The sequence below is a fragment of the Terrisporobacter hibernicus genome (assembly GCF_020809405.1).
In the GTDB taxonomy this organism is placed as follows: Bacteria; Bacillota; Clostridia; order Peptostreptococcales; family Peptostreptococcaceae; genus Terrisporobacter; species Terrisporobacter petrolearius.
This window is the reverse complement of sequence record NZ_CP081135.1, coordinates 400492-418152: the sequence shown is the minus strand read 5'-3', so window position 1 is coordinate 418152 and position 17661 is coordinate 400492. Positions and strand designations below refer to the sequence as shown.

Genomic DNA, 17661 nt, shown 5'->3' with positions numbered 1-17661 from the left:
AATTAAACAGTCAAAAAAACAAGAGAAAAAACGTTTTTTTGTTGGGAAAATGTTGTTTTGTGATTATTTCTGTGATATATTTATGGTAAATAGAGGAGGGGGGCACAGAAATGAACTCGAGAAAACTAGTATTAGACGCAGCAAAAAAATTATATAATGAAAAATTAGTAGCTGGTACAAGTGGAAATATAAGTATAAGAAATGTTGATAAAGGTGACGATAGTTATTTAATAACTGCAAGTGGATTGTCTTACGATATTATGACTGAAGAAGATATTGTAGAAATTGACGGAGAAGGAAACTCAAAAGTAGAAGGTCAAAAACCATCATCAGAGTGGAAAATGCATATAGAAGTATATAAAAAATATCCACAAGTAAATGCAATTGTTCATACGCACTCATCAGTAGCTACAGGATTTGCAGTTAACCATCAAGATATACCTTTAATATTAATAGAAATGAAACCTTTCTTAGGGGGAGATGTAAAGGTGGCTCCTTTTAGACCAGCTGGTTCTGAAGAGTTAGCTCAAGTTATATTACCTTATTTGAAAGACCGCACAGCTTGTTTATTAGCAAACCATGGAGTTATTGCAGTTGGGAAAACTATGGAAGAGGCTTTTGTAGCAGCAGAATATGTGGAAGATGCAGCAAAAATTTATTATTATGCAAAAACATCAGGAGTTCCAGTTATTTTAGACTAAAAATAATAAGTATGAAGCTTTAGATGAATCTGCATTCTAATAATAGATCTATATTTATTTTCATACATAAACACAATTCAATCATATATAAATCATTAACAAAGAATTAAATCTAATCGTACTTATTTCAAAAATTATAAAAAGGATTCATAAAAGTTTCATACTCCAAAATTATTTTATAGATTATAAAAATCCAATAAATTATTTTAGGAGGAAAAAATGGAAAATAATAAGAAATCAAAGGGTAGTTTTTTAGGATTAGTTCCACTGGTTGTATTTTTAGTTTTATATTTTGCCGTTGGTATAGGAACAGGAAGTTTCGATAATATGCCTTTAATGATAGGCATATCAATTGCAATAGGTGTAGCATTTGTTTTAAACAAAAAAGGAGAAGAAAAGCTTACATTTGAAGAAAAGGTTACTTTGTTTTGTAAAGGGGCAGGAGATAGTACATTAGTACTTATGGTAATTATATTTTTATTAGCAGGAGCTTTTTATGGAATTGCAGGTGCAATGCATGCTAGTGATTCTGTTACTAATTTTGGCCTAAGCATATTACCTTCTAATATGGTACTGCCAGGATTGTTTGTGATAGGGTGTATATTAAGTTTCTCTATGGGTACTTCAATGGGAACAGTATCAGCTTTAATGCCAATTGCTGTATCTCTTTCTAAGGCAACAGGATTTAATATGGCTTTAGTTTGTGGAGTAGTTGTAGGAGGTGCGCTATTTGGTGATAACTTATCATTTATTTCTGATACTACAATAGCAGCTACACGTACTCAAGATATACCAATGAGAGACAAATTTAAAGCAAATATATTAATGGTTTTACCAGCAGTTATTATTACTTTAGTTTTATTATCTCTACAACCAATGGGTAGTGCATCAACTGACGCTGCTGGAGATTATAGTTTTATAAATATGATTCCATATGTTATAGTTATAGTTTTATCATTACTAGGAATAAATGTTATAACAGTAATGAGTACAGGAGTGCTTGTTGGAGTGATAATAGGAGTTATGCATGGTGATTTTACTTTAATAGGATCATTGGCAGTAATTCATGAAGGTATGACTTGGATGGAAGATATGGCCTTGATAGCTTTATTAGTAGGTGGTTTAGTTGCTCTAATGGATCATCTTGGTGGTATAGATTGGTTACTTCATAAGTTAACTAGAAAAACAAAAACTGCTCGTGGTGCAGAGTTATCAATAGCAGCATTAGTAAGTTTAATAGATATATCAACAACTAATAATACTGTATCAATTATAGCAGCAGGGCCTATAGCTAGAGATATAGCTGATCAATATAATATTTCAAGAGCTAGAACAGCAAGTATACTTGATTTATTCTCATCTGGTTTCCAAGGGTTACTACCTTATGCAGGACAATTACTAACAGCGGGTGCATTAGCAGGCATATCACCAGGTTCGATTTTACCTTATTGCTGGTATTCTATGCTAATGATAGTATTTGGAATAGTGTTTATTTTAATAGGTTGGCCTAATATGTCATCAAAAACAAAGCCCAAATTAGTAGTTAATCAACTTGAAGAATAAAAATTGTAACTTAAATTATCTATTTTATATACTGGGGGGCGTAACATGGAAAAATATTTAGAACACTTTTTAATGAATACTAATACTGCAAAAGAGTATGCAAAGGATAAATTAGAATATTTTCAACCAGAATCTGAACTAGAATGTATAGAAATTGGAGATGGAAATATTAACTATGTGTTCAAAGTATGGGAAAAATCAACAGGAAAATCTATTATAATTAAACAAGCAGATAAATTTTTAAGATCATCGGGAAGACCACTTGATGTATATAGAAATAAAATAGAAGCGGAAATTCTTATGATTGAGGGCAAACTTGCAAAGGAATTTGTGCCACAGGTATTTCATTATGATGAGAATATGTGTGCTCTTTCAATGGAAGATATATCTGAGTATAAAAATCTTAGAACTGAATTGATGAAGGGGAAAACGTTTAGCTGTTTAGCGGATGGTATCTCAACATTTTTGGTAAATACTTTATTACCTACTACAGATTTAGTTCTTGATAGAGCAAGGAAAAAAGAATATGTAAAATTGTTTACTAATATTGAACTATGTGATATCAGTGAGGACTTAGTTTTTACTGAACCATATTATGATTATAAAGGTAGAAATATAATTTTAGATGAAAATAAAGAATTTGTAGAAGAGTTTTTGTATAATGATGACAAATTAAAAAAAGAAGTGGCTATACTTCGTGACAAATTTATGAATCAAACTCAAGCTTTAGTACACGGTGACTTACACTCTGGTTCTATATTTATAAATGAAAAGGGATTAAAAGTTATTGACCCAGAATTTGCATTTTATGGACCTATGGGATATGATGTTGGAAATGTAATAGGCAATCTATTCTTCGCTTGGGCTAATAAATATTATACTGATAGGGAAAATGAAGATTTCCTTAGCTGGATATCATCTACTATTGAAGATACTATAAACTTATTTATAAATAAATTCTCAGTAAAATATGATGAATTAGTTACTTTCGATTTATATAATAAGGATTTTAAAGAAGATTATACAAAGAAAGTGATATCAGATTCTTTTGGCTATGCTGGAACAGAAATAATACGTAGAGTAGTTGGTGACTCTAAGGTAATAGAAGTAACATCTGTAGAAGATATTAGTAAAAGGTTGCCAATGGAGAGAAGCCTAATAAAAATGGGTATTAGTTTGATTAATAATAGAGATAAATTTTCAGATGGAAAAGATGTAGTAAATGAGTTTAAGTTACTATTATCTTAATCAAAATATAAAAAATTTACAGAGTAGTAGTTAAAATTACTACTCTGTTACTTAAAATGAGGTTTATTATTATGAAGAGAATGGATCAAGATTTAGCTTTCATGCTTCAGTATGAAAATGTGGCATGGTATGAAGATGGAAAAGTTAGAATATTAGATAGACGTATTTACCCAACGCAAGTAGAATTTGTTGAGTGTACAACACACGAAGAAGTTGCAAAGGCTATTCAAGATATGGTTACTCAAAGTGCAGGACCATATACAGCAGCAGGAATGGGAATGGCCCTAGCAGCCTTTGAAGCAAAGGACAAAAAAGAAAAAGATCAATTGGAGTATATGGAAAAAGCATCTTACACTATTTCTCATGCAAGACCAACTACGGCCAATCGTATGGGACTTATAACAGATGGATGTTTGAAAGAATGGAAAAAAGCCCTAGATAGTGGACAAGACCCTGTGGATGCTGTATTTAACAGAACCATAGATTCATTAAATAGAAGATATTCTACTATGGAAATAGTAGGAGAATATTTGGCTGATATGTTTCCTAAAAATGGAACAATACTTACTCAATGTTTTGGGGAGACAATTATAGGAATGATGTTACGTGCAGCTAAAAAAAGAAATAACGAGGTAAAAATCTACTGTGCAGAAACAAGACCTTATTTACAAGGAGCTAGACTTACATCTAGCTGTTGTTCACAAATGGGATTTGATACAACTGTAATAACAGACAATATGGTAGCTTATGCAATGGAGCATAAAAACATAGATTTATTTACATCAGCAGCAGATACAATAGCTAAAGACGGCCATATTGCAAATAAAATAGGTACTTATCAAATTGCCCTATTAGCAAAACATTTTTCTATACCTTATTTTGTTACTGGAATACCAGATATTGATAAAGAAAAAGGTACAGATATTGTAATAGAAGAAAGAGATCCGCAACAAGTATTAAGTTATAGAGGTATTAAAAATACTTTAGAAGAAGTTAAGGGAATTTATCCTTCATTTGATATAACACCACCTAGCTTAATTAGTGGTATTGTTACTGATAAGGGAATATATTCACCATATGATTTAAATAGATATTTTGATAGTGAAGTTAAAGAATTTTATTAAGTTGTTTAACAATATAAAAAGTGTGAATTTTCCATAGAGGGAAATTCACACTTTCTTTTACTTACTAAGTTTAATAATATTTTTGGACAGTTCATTTATACTATCTGTCAAACCTTGCAGCTTCCCTTCAATTCTCACCAACAAATAAAGGGAAATTGCAATGGGAAAGCCAAGATTTGCAATGATAGATTGAATATTATCCATATATATCACCCCAGACTATACTTCCAAATCGTACTCAGTAGTTGTAGAATCAACCACTTTAGCAGATACACAAGTTGATATATCGTATCCCTTTGGCTGGAAGATATTTTTATCTTTTATTAAGTTCATAGCATCTATTATTTCCTGTTCACCAAGGTCCTCTCTTGGGTCTTCAACAGCAACAGAAAAGCTGTTTCCTAAAGTGTTTTTAAACGTCATTACAAGTATTTTCTCATCCATATTCTAACCTCCTAAATTTTAAAAGTAAGGGAGTTACCTTGAAGGTAACTCGTTGGCACTATGAAGTGTAGCGCCCACGCAGTGTGAGCACAGGGAATTTTACTACTCTGATAAAGAAGAGTTATCCACTCTGTTTGTGCCAGCTAAAGTGTGCTGTTGCATAGCTGCTAGAGCATTTACTACAGCCATAATATCCTCATTTGAAGCACCTGATTTTATACTGGAAGAAGTCTTAGTTTTTACTATTCTGTCTCCATTTAAATTGGTTCCATGATCAAATTTAACCTTTATAGATGACGCATTGGGTGTTGAAACAACTGCCATATTATTACCTCCTTAAATTTTTTTGAGCAAGGATATATCGCCTAGGACATGAGCCTTGCGAATTTTTCAGCAACGGAGTTGCCTGAGCGGTAGCGAAGGCATCTCGTTGGCGATATGAGCCTTGCGAATTTTATTTGTGAGCTCACTTTCTATTTAAATAATAGTTGACAAATTAAAAATAAAGTTGAAAAAAATATTTAGAAGTTATATGTTAAAATAAAGGATAAAATCTTATATAAGAAGAAAGTAAAATAAATGATATAGAATATAATAAAAATTTAAAATAACTATTTTAGAAGGAGGTTATATGAATTTAGTACTTAGAAAGATAAACCCTAATGACTATAAAGAAGTGGAAATTTTGACAAGAGAAGCATTTTGGAATGTTTATATGCCTGGATGTTGTGAGCATTTAGTAATACATAATATGCACAAGGACAAAAGATCTATTGAAAAGTTGGAGTTAGTTGCAGTATATGATAATAAAATTGTAGGCCATATTGCTTATACAAAGGGATACATTAAAGGTATTGACAATGAAACTTTTGTTACATTTGGACCCATAAGTATTATGCCAGAGTTTCAAGGAAAGGGCATAGGTAGCAAGTTGATTTTAGACACATTAGAAAAAGCTGCTAAGCTTGGATACTCTGCTGTGTTTATTACTGGAGACAATAACTACTACAGTAGGTTTGGTTTTGAACCAGCCTCCAAATATGGTATTCATATGGAAGGAATACCTATGGAGGATGAAGCACCATTTTTCATGGTAAAAACACTTAAAGATGATGCTTTAAAAGATGTAAGTGGATTTTATATATTTGATGATTGTTACAATGTAGATGAAGAAGCTGTAGATCAGTTTGATAAGTTATTTGAAGAGAAGAAGAAAGAAGTTAGAGAAGGCCAACTTAAGATGTAATATAAAAAACCATCATTTACATGAAAGGGAATGGATAAGTTAAAAAGATTAAGTTAATACTAAGCATGGAAAAAAATTAAAACTTTGGAGGTATTAACTATGGGTGTAGTAGGTAATGTGGGAAATGAAAATATGCAATCTTGTATAGATAACTGTGTAAAATGTACACAAGCTTGTGAAGAATGTCTTACTTTATGCTTAAAAGAACAAGATGTAGCAGCAAGAATAAAATGTATACAAACTCTTCAAGATTGTATAGATATTTGTTGTTTATCAGCTAAATATATGATAAGAAATAGTGAACATGCAAAACATATTTGTAAAGAGTGTACAGAAATATGTGAAATTTGTGCTAAAGAATGTGAAATGTTTAAAGATGAACATTGTCAAAAATGTGCAGAAATATGCCGTCAATGTGCACAAGAATGTATGAATATGTCTAAATAATTATGAAAAGTAAATCAAAACTAGACTTTTGAATCTAGTTTTGATTTCTTTTTTTATATAATGAAGTAAATACTCTTATTCAGCCTCCACATCACTATCATTAGGGTTGTTATTTGTTACAACTTTATAGAACCAGTCTCCACCCTTATCACATGATATACCAAGTAGAGCACCAAGTAATAAAGAAGGAACTAATAACATCCAATTACCGGCAGCGGCAAATGTTGTAAAACATCCCATAAAAGTACCAGGGATAAAATCAAACCATTTTGATTTACCTATAATACACATTACAAATGTAACTATGGCACACCAAACACCTGTAGTACCAAGTACTGGAACTAAACCAGATAATAATATAATTGTCATACCACAAAGAACACCAGCCATGTTTGGTAAGATAGTTTTTTTCAAACCTTCAACTCCATGATGACCACTGGCAAAGTATGTAGTACATCCAGCAAAACCAGCCCAAGTAAACAGTCCTAGAGAACCAGAACCCCAAGCCCAGATACCACAAAGTACGCCAGTTACTATTCCAAGGGCACATATATAGCTCATTTTTTTCATAGCATTCACCTATAACACTATAGATTTGCCACGTTTGATAAATTCACCACGGTTGTTTTCACCTATATATTCGCCATCTTTAGCTATAACATCACCTCTAGATAATGTCATAACAGGATATCCATTAACTTTTATACCTTCATAAGCAGTATAGTCAACATTTTCATGAAGTACATCTTTTGTTAAAGTAACTTCTTTGTTTTCATCATATAATACTAAGTCTGCGTCGCTTCCTACAGCTATTGTACCTTTTTTAGGATACATACCAAATATTTTTGCAACGTTTGTAGAAGTAACTTCAACAACTTTATTTAAAGATAAACCATGTTTTGGTCCTTCTGAAAGCATTATAGACATTCTAGTTTCTATACCAGGTCCGCCATTTGGTATTTTAGTAAAATCATCTTTTCCTAATTCTTTTTGTTTCATAAAGAATGGGCAGTGATCAGTTGCAACTGTTTGTATTACGCCATCTTTTAATTGTTGCCATATGTAATCCCAGTTTTTGTTACTACGTAGAGGAGGTGACATTACATATTTAGCACCATTGAATCCTGGCTCATCGTAGTTATCTTCTGATAACATAACGTATTGAGGACAAGTTTCTCCCATTATTGGAAGTCCAGCTTCACGAGCTTCTTTTATTCTAGAAATTGATTCTTCACAACTATTGTGAACTATATAAAGAGGAGCATTTGTTAATTTAGCAAGAGTAATAGCTCTATTAGCAGCTTCGCCTTCACATGTTGCTGGTCTAGAAACAGCATGATATTTAGGTTCAGTTTTACCAGCTTCTAAAAGTTGTTTAGTTCTGTGATTTATAACATGATAGTTTTCACAGTGAACACCAACTAAAGCGCCATGTTCTTTTGATTTTTCTAATATATTCATAAATGCAGCATCATTTACTCTCATAGCATCATAAACCATAAATACTTTAAAACTAGTTATACCTTCTTTAACCATTGTAGGTATTTCAGCTAAAGCATTTTCGTCAGCTTTTGTTATAGCAACATGAAGACCGTAGTCTACACATGATTTAGAACCTTTTTCTTTCCAAATGTTAACTGCATCAGCCAATGTTCCGCCAGCAGGTTGTATAGAGTAGTCTATAAAAGAAGTAGTACCACCTATAGCAGCAGCTTTAGAACCAGATTCGAAGTCGTCACTTGAAAAAGTTCCACCAAAAGGCATATCTAAGTGAGTATGTGCATCTATACCACCAGGTATTATTAATTTACCAGAAGCATCTATTACATTATCACCTTCTAAGTTTTGGCTTATTTCAACTATTATACCGTCTTTTATTCCTATGTCACCTTTATATGTATCAGAAGCAGTTACAATTGTACCATTTTTTATTACTTTATCAAATTTACTCATAATTTCCTCCTCAAATTTTTAAATTATTTTAAATTATGAATTTTAATTATTAGTCTTCTAAATCAGCTTTTAATACAGCGTTTAATAAAACAGTAGCTCCGTTAGCGCATTGCTCTGGAGTAGAGTATTCTTGTTCACAGTGAGAATGTCCATCTTTTGATACTACAAATATCATAGTTGTTGGCATTAAGTAGTTTACGAACTGAGCATCATGTCCAGCACCTGAGTTAATGTATTGGTGAGGTATATTTAATTCTTCAGCAGATTTTTTTACAAAGTTTACTAGTTCTTTATCGAAGTAAACAGTGTCTCTATTCCAAGCTAATTGAACTTCGCATTTACATCTAGCCCATTCTTTACCTTCTAAACTTCTAACTATTTCATATACTTTTGATAATAATTCTTGATCTTCGTGACGAACGTCTATAGAGAATTCAACAAAATCAGGTATTACTGTATGTACACATGGGTGACATACTATTTCACCAGTTGTATAAACTAATTCTTTATTTCCTAATTTATCGATTTCTTCGTGTAGATAGCAAAGAGCTTGAGATGCAGCATATAAAGCGTCTTGACGCTTGTGCATAGGAGTTGTACCAGCATGATCAGATTGACCATGGAATTTTATACGACAGTTAAACATTCCAAGAACACAAGTAACAACACCAACATCGTTGCCAGCATCTTCTAAGATAGGACCTTGTTCTATGTGAAGTTCAAACATACATTTATATTTATCAACATTTAAACGATTTTCTTTTTTTCCTTTGTATTTGAAGTTAGCTAATTGAGAACCAAAAGTAGTTGTTTTATCTAACATGCTTTTAGAATTCATCATATTATCATATTCAAAGTTTTTAGCAATTTCACCAGGAAGTACATCATGACATACTATACCAGAACTCATCATTGCTGGTGGATATAGAGAACCTTCTTCATTTGTCCATATCATAGCAGTAAGTGGATGTTTGTGAGAAATTTTTTCAGTAGCAACAGTTTCTAACACTTCCATAGCACCCATTACTCCTAAAATACCATCATAGTTACCACCATTTTTTACAGAGTCACAGTGAGAACCCATTACAATTCTTTTTGCATTAGGATCTGTACCAGGTAATGTAGCGTACATGTTAGCCATATCATCTGTTTCTATAACTGCACCAATTGCTTCCATTCTTTTAACGAACTCATTTCTAGCTTGAAGAGCTTCAGGCGATAATGAATATCTTGTTATTCCGCCATGTCCTGCATCTCCAAACTTTGAAAATGTTTTTATTTTATCTTCCATTCTATCAGTACTACATCTAAACATACAAACTTCCCTCCATATAATTAAATTGATATAAGAAAAAATGTAAACGTTTACACACTTTCTATAATAAATATATAAGGCTATTAAGTTAGAAAGTCAACTAAAAGAATAAATTTTTAACTATTCCAAAATGGAATACGATAATTATATAACAATAATCTCTATTTGAAATCGTTGCAGTAATAGGAAAACTTAGTTAAAATAAAAATGAATCAAAGATTATAAAATAGTTGGGGAAGGTAAATTATGGATATACGTGAAATTGCAAAAAAAGCTGGTGTATCAGTAGCAACTGTATCCAGGGTGCAAAATCATCCAGAAACAGTTGCAAATGCAACGAGGGAAAAAGTTCAGGCTGTTATAGATGAATGCCACTATACACCCAATTGGTTTGCTAGAGGTATGAACTTAGGGAAAGCAGAAACAATTGGAATAATCGTTCCTGACATATTAAATCCAAGTTACATGGAAATTATAAAAGGTATTGAGGATATTATGTCAGAAAGTGGTTACATTACAGTTATTTGTGATGGCTCCTATAATTGTCAAAAAGAAGAAGAAAGTATAGATAGCTTAATCAAAAGAAATACTGATGGGCTAATAATTATTTCAAGTTCAATAAGCCGTAAGAAGTTACTTTCCATTAAATCCAAAGGAATTCCAATAGTATCTATAGGGGAAAGTAATGCTTGTAAAGAAATTGATACAGTAAAAATTGATTATGAAAAAGCAAGTTACAAAGCAACAAAGCATTTGATTGACATTGGATATGATAAAATAGCTATAATAAACGGTCCAAAAGAAAAGAGAGAAAACACTCTAAGACTAGAGGGTTTTAAGAGAGCTTTGGAGAATAGTAATATTAATGTTGAAAATAATTATGTTCTACATTCTCAAATATCTCTAGATGAAGGGTATTTACTAACTAAGAAGTTGCTTAAGCTAAAAAATCCTCCAAGAGCAATTTTTGCTACAAATGATATTTTTGCTTTTGCATCAATGGCAGTACTAAGAGATAACGATATAAAAGTACCAGAGGATATAGCTGTTATAGGATTTGATAATATTCAGCTTTCTAGAATGATCGAATCAAAATTAACAACAATAATTAATCCTCTACATAAGCAAGGTGTTTTGGGAGCTAGATTACTAATAGATATTATTAATAACCAAGACTCTGAAGATAGTTTTACTCAAGAGATACTGCTAGAAACAAAGATTAAAATACGTAAATCATGTGGATATGGTAATAGAATAGGGGAGATATTTTAATTATGTTAGAGACGAACTTCATGGGATTAAAACTAAAAAATCCAATTATTGTTTCAGCTGGCCCTTGGAATGGGGATGGGAAAAAATTAAGAAATAATTTGAAAGCTGGGGCAGGAGCTGTAATTACAGAAACTATAGTAAGTGATCCATATTCAAAGATAAGTGAACAGGTAGCGTACAATGGTCAAGGATTGCAAAATATAAGATTTTATAGTCGTTTTCAATTGGAAAGATGGAAAGAAGAGTTAAAGATAGCCAAAAGTGATGGGGGAATTGTTATTACAAGTATTTCAGGTCACTCACCATCAGAAGTTACATATTTAGCAAAAAAACTAGAAAAGTATGGTGCAGATGCCATTGAGATTTCTTTATCAAGCCCTTTAGGTGAAGGAGTAGAAGTTGCTTGTTCTGATCAAAATTTTGTTTACGACATAGTAAAACATGTGGTGGAAAATGTTAAAATACCAGTTATGGTAAAGTTATCTCAACATGTAAACAATATAAGTGAAGTATCAAAAGCAGCTAAAAATGCTGGAGCAAGTGCAATAAGTGCCATAAATACTATAAGATGTATTTTAGGTGTAAATATTGAAAAAGGAGTTCCACTACTGCCAACTTACGGTGGATATTCTGGAGCACCTATTAGACCCATTGCTTTAGCAAGTGTAGCATCTATTGCCCAATCAGTTGATATTCCTATATGTGGTGTGGGAGGAGTAGAAAACTATGAAAATGTAATAGAGTATATGATGCTGGGCGCATCAGCAGTACAAATTGGTACAGCTCTTATGTTAAATGGAGAGAGTGTAATTGGAAAAATAGCAAATGATTTGGAAAAGTGGTGTACAGATAAAAAAATCAGCTCAATAGATGAAATACGTGGAAAGGCTTTAGAACAGATAAAACCTTTAGACGAATTATCTTTGCAACCTATGACTTGTAAATGTGATGATAAATCTTGCAAAGAAGATTGCAATTTATGTATTGAATATTGTTTGGAAAATGCTATAGAATTTGTTAATAATAAAATAAAAATTGATAAACTTAAATGCATTGGTTGTGGCCTTTGCGTTCATATTTGTCCTACAAATAAATTACAAATTTATGATGAAAATTAATATACTAAAAAGGTGCTATATACTGGGTTATATGGCACTTTTTTTTATTATGGATTTAGAATGAAAAAAAAACTTTAACAAAAAAATAACAAATTATTGTTGACATTAACAAAAAATGGAATTATAACTTAAGTATAAACGTAATGTAAACGTTTACAGTCAAGTCCTTGTTCTTAAAGAAAGGAGTACAACAAAAAGAAACATTAACAATCGGGTTAAGGGTAAGGCAAATAGGTATATGTTAGGTATAGGTATATGTACGAATGTAACAAAGCCTTATTGTGGCTTAAAATAAAAATAGTTTAGAAAGGAAGATAAAAATGGATCAAAATAAAATAACAGATAAGAATTTTGAATTAGTAATACGTGAAGAGGCTTCTAGATGTCTACTATGTCATGACGCACCATGTTCTAAGGCTTGTCCAGCTGGAACAGACCCAGCAAAATTTATAAGATCATTAAGATTTGAAAATCCAAAAGGGGCTATTGAAACAATAAAAGCTAACAATGTTTTAGGTGGAGTTTGTTCTAAGGTATGTCCATCAAAGGCATATTGTGAAGGAGCTTGTAGCAGAGTTGACCTAAAAACACCAATAAAAATAAAAATGCTTCAAGAATATTTAATGGAATTAGATAAAACATTAAACGTTCCATTATTAAGAGAAAGAAAACAAGGTGACAAGAAAGTTGCTATAGTTGGATCTGGTCCAGCTGGTCTTGCAGCAGCATTGGAATTGGTAAAAGAAGGATGTAATGTAACTGTTTACGAAAGAGATGAAAAATTAGGTGGTTACTTATCATATGGAATACCAAGTGATAGATTATCACAAGAATTAGTTGACCATGAAATAAATCAAGTAAAAGAATTAGGTGTTGAATTCAAAAACAACACTAAAGTAGAAAATCCAAATGATTTACTAAGTGAAGGTTTTGATGCTGTTATATGGGCATGTGGACTTCACAAAGGTAAAGCATTAAATATAGATGGAATGAATTTAGAAAATGTGGAAATCGGTGTTGACTATTTAAGAAGAGTTAAAGAAGATCCACAAAACTTATATGCAGGTAAAAACGTTATAGTAATTGGTGGTGGAGACGTTGCCATGGACGTTGCTAGAACTGCAAAATTAAGAGGAGCAGAAAACGTAAATATATTATACAGAAGAACTGAAAAAGAAATGCCAGCATACATAGATGAAAAAGTTGAAACAAAAGAAGCTGGTGTAAACATATTTGTAAAATTCAAACCAGTTAGTATAGAAGGAAATTCAAAAGTTGAAAAAGCCACTTTTGAAAGTTTAGGTAATGACACAACAATTACAATGAAATGTGATCAGTATATATTAGCAATAAGTCAAGAAAGTGAAAGAAATATAGAAGACTTAGTAGATGCTTCAAAAGGAATATTTGCAGCTGGAGACGTGGTTTCTAGTGATAAAACTGTTGTTTATGCAATAAAGAGTGGTAAAGAAGTAGCTAATAAAGTTATTGAATATGTAAATAACACATGTTTAGAAAAATGCTAATAAAAAATATAATTAATATCCCTAAATAAAGAAAGGTGGGCAAATAATGTTTAAAAAAGATTTATCAATTGAATTTTGTGGTGTTAAGTGTGAAAATCCATTTTTTCTATCTTCTTCACCTGTAGATAACTGTTATGAAATGTGTGCTAAGGCTTTAGAAACTGGATGGGGTGGAGTTGTATTTAAAACTCTTGGTTTCTTCATACCAACAGATTGTTCTCCAAGATTTGACGCTTTAAGAAAAGAAAGTACTGAGTTTGTTGGATTTAAAAATATGGAACAAATTTCTGAACATCCATTAGAAGAAAGTTTAGAAGCTTTAAAAATGTTAAAAACTAATTATCCTACAAAAGTTATCGTTGCATCTATAATGGGTGAAAACGAGAAAGAATGGGAAGAATTAGCTAGATTAGTTACAGAAGCTGGAGCAGATATGATAGAATGTAACTTCTCATGTCCTCAAATGACTAGTCATGCTATGGGATCTGATGTTGGTCAAAACCCAGAATTAGTTAAAACATACTGTGAAGCAGTAGCTAGAGGATCTAAATTACCAATACTTGCAAAAATGACACCAAATATAGGTGATATGAACATACCAGCAATAGCATCTATGGAAGGTGGAGCAGCAGGTATATCTACTATAAATACTATAAAATCAGTAACTGGTATAGATTTTGATAAAATGATAGGATTACCAATAGTTAATGGTAAATCTTCTATATCTGGTTATTCAGGAAAAGCTGTTAAACCTATAGCATTAAGATTTATACAACAAATGAGAACAAATGAAAAATTAAAAAATGTTCCAATAAGTGGTATAGGTGGAATAGAAACTTGGAAAGATGCACTAGAGTTCATAGTATTAGGAGCAAGCAACTTACAAGTTACAACTGCTGTAATGCAATATGGATACAGAATAGTTGAAGATATGATAAGTGGATTATCATACTTTATGGAAGAAAGAGGAATAGATAAATTAGAAGATTTAGTAGGAATAGCAAATTGCAACATAATACCTGCTGAAGATATAGATCGTACATTTGTTATTTATCCAGAAATAGATAAAGATAAATGTTTAGGATGTGGAAGATGTTACGTATCTTGTTTTGATGGAGGACATCAAGCATATACATACAACGAAGAAACTAGAGAAATATCTTTAAACAAAGATAAGTGTGTTGGATGTCACTTATGTAGTCTAGTATGTCCAGTTGGAGCAATAGGCAAAGGCGAAATAATGTTTAGAGATGGAAAAGAAAAAGAAATAGTTATGTAATATTCAAATAAATTAAAGAGTCACATCAAGTAGTTTAACTGCTTGGTATGACTCTTTTTTTATTGTTGAAATATAGTGGTGTTTCTAAAGGGTTTAATCCAATTTTTAAGAAAAAATTGTGTGATTAATTTTCCCTTAAAGGTGGTGTTTTTTAAAAAAAACTCTACCAAAGAATCATGTTTTTTTTTGGTACAAAATATGAAATTGCCTTATTTTTATAAGTGAAATATGTAAAATTTACATCTATATAAGAGGTACAGCAGGGGGAGAGTTTTTTATAAATAGTACAAACATGTTGAAATTAGGTGCTTTTACTTCGTTGACAGTACAGTTGCTATATAAGATATAACTTAATTAAGATAGTAATTTGAGGCAAGGCAAAGCAAAGCTAAGAATGTATATATAGAAAATAGATAAAAGAAAGGATGAAATAACATATGGATTTTTCATTAACTAGAGAACAGGAAATGATAAAAAGGCTAGCTGGACAGTTTGCACAAGAAGTGTTAGAGCCAGTTGCAGCTGATGTTGATATTGATCATACTTTTCCAGTTGATAATTTCAAGAAAATGGCTGATATAGGATTTACAGGTATAGGTGTTCCAAAAGAGTATGGTGGATCAGGTGGCGGTGCCTTGGAAGAGGTATTAGCAGTTTCTGAATTTGCTAAGAAATGTATGTCTTCTGCAGCAATACTATCTATCCATTTAATTGCACCTCATGCCATTTATAAATTTGGAAATGAAGAGCAAAAACAAAAATTCTTACCAAGACTTACTAAGGGTGGATCTTTGGGAGCCTTTGCTCTGACAGAACCAAATGCAGGTTCAGATGCAGGTGCTGCAAAGACTACAGCAATACTTGATCCAAAGACAAATGAGTATGTTTTAAACGGTACCAAGTGTTTTATCTCTGGAGGTAGCCGTGCAGATATATTACTAATATTTGCTCTTACTCAGCCAGAAAAGGGACTTAAGGGAATGTCAGCAATAATAGTTGAAAAAGGTACTCCAGGATTTAGTATTGGAAAAGTAGAGTCAAAAATGGGGCTAAGTGGTTCTGAAACTGCTGAGTTAATATTTGAAGATTGTAGAGTTCCAGTATCTAACCTTCTAGGAAAAGAAGGTCAAGGATTTAAAATAGCAATGCAAGCTCTTGATGGTGCTCGTATAGGAACAGGGGCACAAGGAGTAGGTGTGGCTGAGGGAGCTTTAGAATTATCAGTTAAATATACAAAAGAACGTGTGCAATTTGGAAAACCTATAGGAGCTTTACAAGGAATTCAGTGGTATATAGCTGACATGGCTACTAAAACAGAAGCAGCCAAGGCACTTGTTTACTATGCAGCATATCTAAAAGATGCAGATAAACCTCACACAACAGAGGCGGCTATGTGTAAATTAAATGCTGCAGAAAATGCACGTTTTGTAACGAATTTGGCACTCCAAATTCATGGTGGATATGGTTATATGAAAGACTATCCACTTGAAAGAATGTATCGTGATGCTAAGATTACTGAAATTTATGAAGGTACTTCTGAAATTCACAAAGTAGTTATAGCAAGAGCAGTTATGAAATAAGGAAGAAGGAGTGTATAAAACAATGAGAATTTATGTTTGTGTTAAACAAGTACCAGATACATCTGGAAAAGTAGCAGTTAATCCAGATGGAACGCTTAACCGTGGTTCCATGTCTACTATTATAAATCCAGATGACATGATAGCTATAGAGCAAGCCTTAAAATTAAAAGATGAATTTGGATGTGAAGTTACAGCAATAACTATGGGACCTCCTCAAGCAGAAAAAATGCTTAGAGAAATACTTGCCATGGGTGCAGATGACGGAGTACTTATATCTTCTCGTGAATTTGGTGGTTCTGATACTTTTGCCACATCACAAATTATTGCAGCAGCAATTACTCACTTAGGTATAAGTGATGAAGATATAATCTTTTGTGGACGTCAAGCAATAGACGGAGATACGGCACAAGTAGGCCCACAAATTGCAGAAAAACTAAATATTCCACAAGTTACTTATGCAGCAACAATAAAAAAAGAAGAAAAAAAATTAGCTATAAAACGTATGCTTGAAGATGGATATATGATGGTAGAAGTTAAGACTCCTTGTCTTATAACATGTGTTAAAGAAGACAATATATTGCCTCGTTATATGACTATAAACGGAATTATGGAATGTTACAAAAAACCACTTACTGTTTTAGATTTTGAAGCATTAAAAGAGGAACCATTAATTGATATTGATACTATAGGTCTAAAAGGTTCACCTACTAATATATTTAAGTCATTTACACCACCACAAAAGGGAGTGGGAATAATGCTTGAAGGTGATGGCAAAGAAGCAGTAGCCCAGTTAACTAGTAAATTAGAAAAACTACATGTTATTTAATTGTGAAAGGAGACAATCA

18 protein-coding genes are annotated in these 17661 nt (G+C 32.0%); 12 read left to right on the top strand and 6 right to left on the bottom strand.

Annotation, left to right across the window (positions count from 1 at the left end; genetic code table 11):
* Window positions 1–110: 110 nt before the first annotated feature.
* The 4 genes from JW646_RS02065 (at window position 111) to JW646_RS02050 (ending at window position 4636) form a co-directional block, all read left to right on the top strand.
* Entirely contained in the window at window positions 111–701 is a 591-nt protein-coding gene (locus JW646_RS02065) for a class II aldolase/adducin family protein (RefSeq protein ID WP_148557407.1), read from the top strand.
* 219 nt (window positions 702–920) lie between these two features.
* Complete coding sequence (locus JW646_RS02060) at window positions 921–2264, top strand: Na+/H+ antiporter NhaC family protein (protein WP_074917993.1); 1344 nt, start codon at window positions 921–923, stop codon at window positions 2262–2264.
* Between the two features lie 45 nt (window positions 2265–2309).
* The gene (mtnK, locus tag JW646_RS02055) at window positions 2310–3512 is read left to right on the top strand and encodes an S-methyl-5-thioribose kinase (RefSeq protein ID WP_228416397.1); all 1203 of its coding nucleotides are present in this window, start codon (window positions 2310–2312) and stop codon (window positions 3510–3512) included.
* Between the two features lie 71 nt (window positions 3513–3583).
* Complete coding sequence (locus JW646_RS02050; RefSeq protein ID WP_228416396.1) at window positions 3584–4636, top strand: S-methyl-5-thioribose-1-phosphate isomerase; 1053 nt, start codon at window positions 3584–3586, stop codon at window positions 4634–4636.
* A gap of 57 nt (window positions 4637–4693) precedes the next feature.
* On the opposite strand, the gene JW646_RS20280 is transcribed toward JW646_RS02050, so the two are convergent.
* From JW646_RS20280 to JW646_RS02035, 3 genes are all read right to left on the bottom strand, one after another.
* A complete protein-coding gene (locus JW646_RS20280; protein ID WP_074917988.1) occupies window positions 4694–4840 on the bottom strand; it encodes a YvrJ family protein in 147 nt (48 codons plus the stop codon).
* A 15-nt stretch (window positions 4841–4855) separates the two neighbouring features.
* Window positions 4856–5080 carry a DUF2922 domain-containing protein gene (locus JW646_RS02040; protein ID WP_074916130.1) on the bottom strand — a complete coding sequence of 75 codons (225 nt, stop codon included), beginning with the start codon at window positions 5078–5080 and terminating at the stop codon, window positions 4856–4858.
* 102 nt (window positions 5081–5182) lie between these two features.
* Entirely contained in the window at window positions 5183–5404 is a 222-nt protein-coding gene (locus JW646_RS02035; protein ID WP_228416395.1) for a DUF1659 domain-containing protein, read from the bottom strand.
* A 307-nt stretch (window positions 5405–5711) separates the two neighbouring features.
* Between JW646_RS02035 and JW646_RS02030 the strand changes: the two genes are divergently transcribed.
* Both JW646_RS02030 and JW646_RS02025 read left to right on the top strand, forming a co-directional pair.
* Window positions 5712–6326: a GNAT family N-acetyltransferase gene (locus JW646_RS02030; protein WP_228416394.1), complete on the top strand. Its 615-nt coding sequence runs from the start codon at window positions 5712–5714 to the stop codon at window positions 6324–6326.
* Window positions 6327–6425: 99 nt separating this feature from the next.
* The gene (locus JW646_RS02025; protein ID WP_228416393.1) at window positions 6426–6773 is read left to right on the top strand and encodes a four-helix bundle copper-binding protein; all 348 of its coding nucleotides are present in this window, start codon (window positions 6426–6428) and stop codon (window positions 6771–6773) included.
* Window positions 6774–6848: 75 nt separating this feature from the next.
* On the opposite strand, the gene JW646_RS02020 is transcribed toward JW646_RS02025, so the two are convergent.
* From JW646_RS02020 to JW646_RS02010, 3 genes are read right to left on the bottom strand one after another with little or no spacing between them, the layout of a single operon-like run.
* Window positions 6849–7343, bottom strand: coding sequence for a DUF1097 domain-containing protein (locus tag JW646_RS02020; protein WP_083399320.1), 495 nt, complete (start codon window positions 7341–7343; stop codon window positions 6849–6851).
* Between the two features lie 9 nt (window positions 7344–7352).
* Window positions 7353–8726 (bottom strand): dihydropyrimidinase, encoded by a 1374-nt coding sequence (gene hydA, locus JW646_RS02015; protein WP_228416392.1) that lies wholly within the window; start codon window positions 8724–8726, stop codon window positions 7353–7355.
* A gap of 49 nt (window positions 8727–8775) precedes the next feature.
* Window positions 8776–10041, bottom strand: a complete 1266-nt coding sequence (locus JW646_RS02010; protein WP_228416391.1) for a Zn-dependent hydrolase — start codon at window positions 10039–10041, stop codon at window positions 8776–8778.
* A 246-nt stretch (window positions 10042–10287) separates the two neighbouring features.
* On the opposite strand from JW646_RS02010, the gene JW646_RS02005 reads away from it, so the two are divergent.
* From JW646_RS02005 to acrB, 6 genes are all read left to right on the top strand, one after another.
* Window positions 10288–11313, top strand: coding sequence for a LacI family DNA-binding transcriptional regulator (locus tag JW646_RS02005; protein ID WP_228416390.1), 1026 nt, complete (start codon window positions 10288–10290; stop codon window positions 11311–11313).
* Window positions 11314–11315: 2 nt separating this feature from the next.
* Complete coding sequence (locus JW646_RS02000) at window positions 11316–12431, top strand: nitronate monooxygenase (protein ID WP_074917975.1); 1116 nt, start codon at window positions 11316–11318, stop codon at window positions 12429–12431.
* Between the two features lie 320 nt (window positions 12432–12751).
* Entirely contained in the window at window positions 12752–13957 is a 1206-nt protein-coding gene (locus tag JW646_RS01995; RefSeq protein ID WP_074917972.1) for an FAD-dependent oxidoreductase, read from the top strand.
* Window positions 13958–14003: 46 nt separating this feature from the next.
* Entirely contained in the window at window positions 14004–15236 is a 1233-nt protein-coding gene (gene preA / locus JW646_RS01990; protein ID WP_187359262.1) for an NAD-dependent dihydropyrimidine dehydrogenase subunit PreA, read from the top strand.
* A 437-nt stretch (window positions 15237–15673) separates the two neighbouring features.
* On the top strand, window positions 15674–16816 hold the full coding sequence (gene acrC, locus JW646_RS01985) for an acryloyl-CoA reductase (RefSeq protein ID WP_228416389.1): 1143 nt from the start codon (window positions 15674–15676) through the stop codon (window positions 16814–16816).
* A gap of 22 nt (window positions 16817–16838) precedes the next feature.
* Window positions 16839–17642, top strand: a complete 804-nt coding sequence (acrB, locus tag JW646_RS01980; RefSeq protein ID WP_228416388.1) for an acryloyl-CoA reductase electron transfer subunit gamma — start codon at window positions 16839–16841, stop codon at window positions 17640–17642.
* Window positions 17643–17661 lie beyond the last annotated feature (19 nt).

Excerpts from the sequence above, each read along its gene's own strand:
- JW646_RS02040 (WP_074916130.1), bottom strand. The coding sequence starts at position 5,080 with ATGGATGAGAAAATACTTGTAATGACGTTTAAAAACACTTTAGGAAAC.
- JW646_RS02065 (WP_148557407.1), top strand. The coding sequence starts at position 111 with ATGAACTCGAGAAAACTAGTATTAGACGCAGCAAAAAAATTATATAAT.
- JW646_RS02020 (WP_083399320.1), bottom strand. The coding sequence starts at position 7,343 with ATGAAAAAAATGAGCTATATATGTGCCCTTGGAATAGTAACTGGCGTA.
- JW646_RS01995 (WP_074917972.1), top strand. The coding sequence starts at position 12,752 with ATGGATCAAAATAAAATAACAGATAAGAATTTTGAATTAGTAATACGT.
- JW646_RS02025 (WP_228416393.1), top strand. The coding sequence starts at position 6,426 with ATGGGTGTAGTAGGTAATGTGGGAAATGAAAATATGCAATCTTGTATA.
- JW646_RS02035 (WP_228416395.1), bottom strand. The coding sequence starts at position 5,404 with ATGGCAGTTGTTTCAACACCCAATGCGTCATCTATAAAGGTTAAATTT.
- JW646_RS02050 (WP_228416396.1), top strand. The coding sequence starts at position 3,584 with ATGAAGAGAATGGATCAAGATTTAGCTTTCATGCTTCAGTATGAAAAT.
- acrB (WP_228416388.1), top strand. The coding sequence starts at position 16,839 with ATGAGAATTTATGTTTGTGTTAAACAAGTACCAGATACATCTGGAAAA.
- JW646_RS02030 (WP_228416394.1), top strand. The coding sequence starts at position 5,712 with ATGAATTTAGTACTTAGAAAGATAAACCCTAATGACTATAAAGAAGTG.
- JW646_RS02000 (WP_074917975.1), top strand. The coding sequence starts at position 11,316 with ATGTTAGAGACGAACTTCATGGGATTAAAACTAAAAAATCCAATTATT.
- JW646_RS02005 (WP_228416390.1), top strand. The coding sequence starts at position 10,288 with ATGGATATACGTGAAATTGCAAAAAAAGCTGGTGTATCAGTAGCAACT.
- mtnK (WP_228416397.1), top strand. The coding sequence starts at position 2,310 with ATGGAAAAATATTTAGAACACTTTTTAATGAATACTAATACTGCAAAA.
- hydA (WP_228416392.1), bottom strand. The coding sequence starts at position 8,726 with ATGAGTAAATTTGATAAAGTAATAAAAAATGGTACAATTGTAACTGCT.
- JW646_RS02010 (WP_228416391.1), bottom strand. The coding sequence starts at position 10,041 with ATGTTTAGATGTAGTACTGATAGAATGGAAGATAAAATAAAAACATTT.
- acrC (WP_228416389.1), top strand. The coding sequence starts at position 15,674 with ATGGATTTTTCATTAACTAGAGAACAGGAAATGATAAAAAGGCTAGCT.
- JW646_RS02060 (WP_074917993.1), top strand. The coding sequence starts at position 921 with ATGGAAAATAATAAGAAATCAAAGGGTAGTTTTTTAGGATTAGTTCCA.
- preA (WP_187359262.1), top strand. The coding sequence starts at position 14,004 with ATGTTTAAAAAAGATTTATCAATTGAATTTTGTGGTGTTAAGTGTGAA.
- JW646_RS20280 (WP_074917988.1), bottom strand. The coding sequence starts at position 4,840 with ATGGATAATATTCAATCTATCATTGCAAATCTTGGCTTTCCCATTGCA.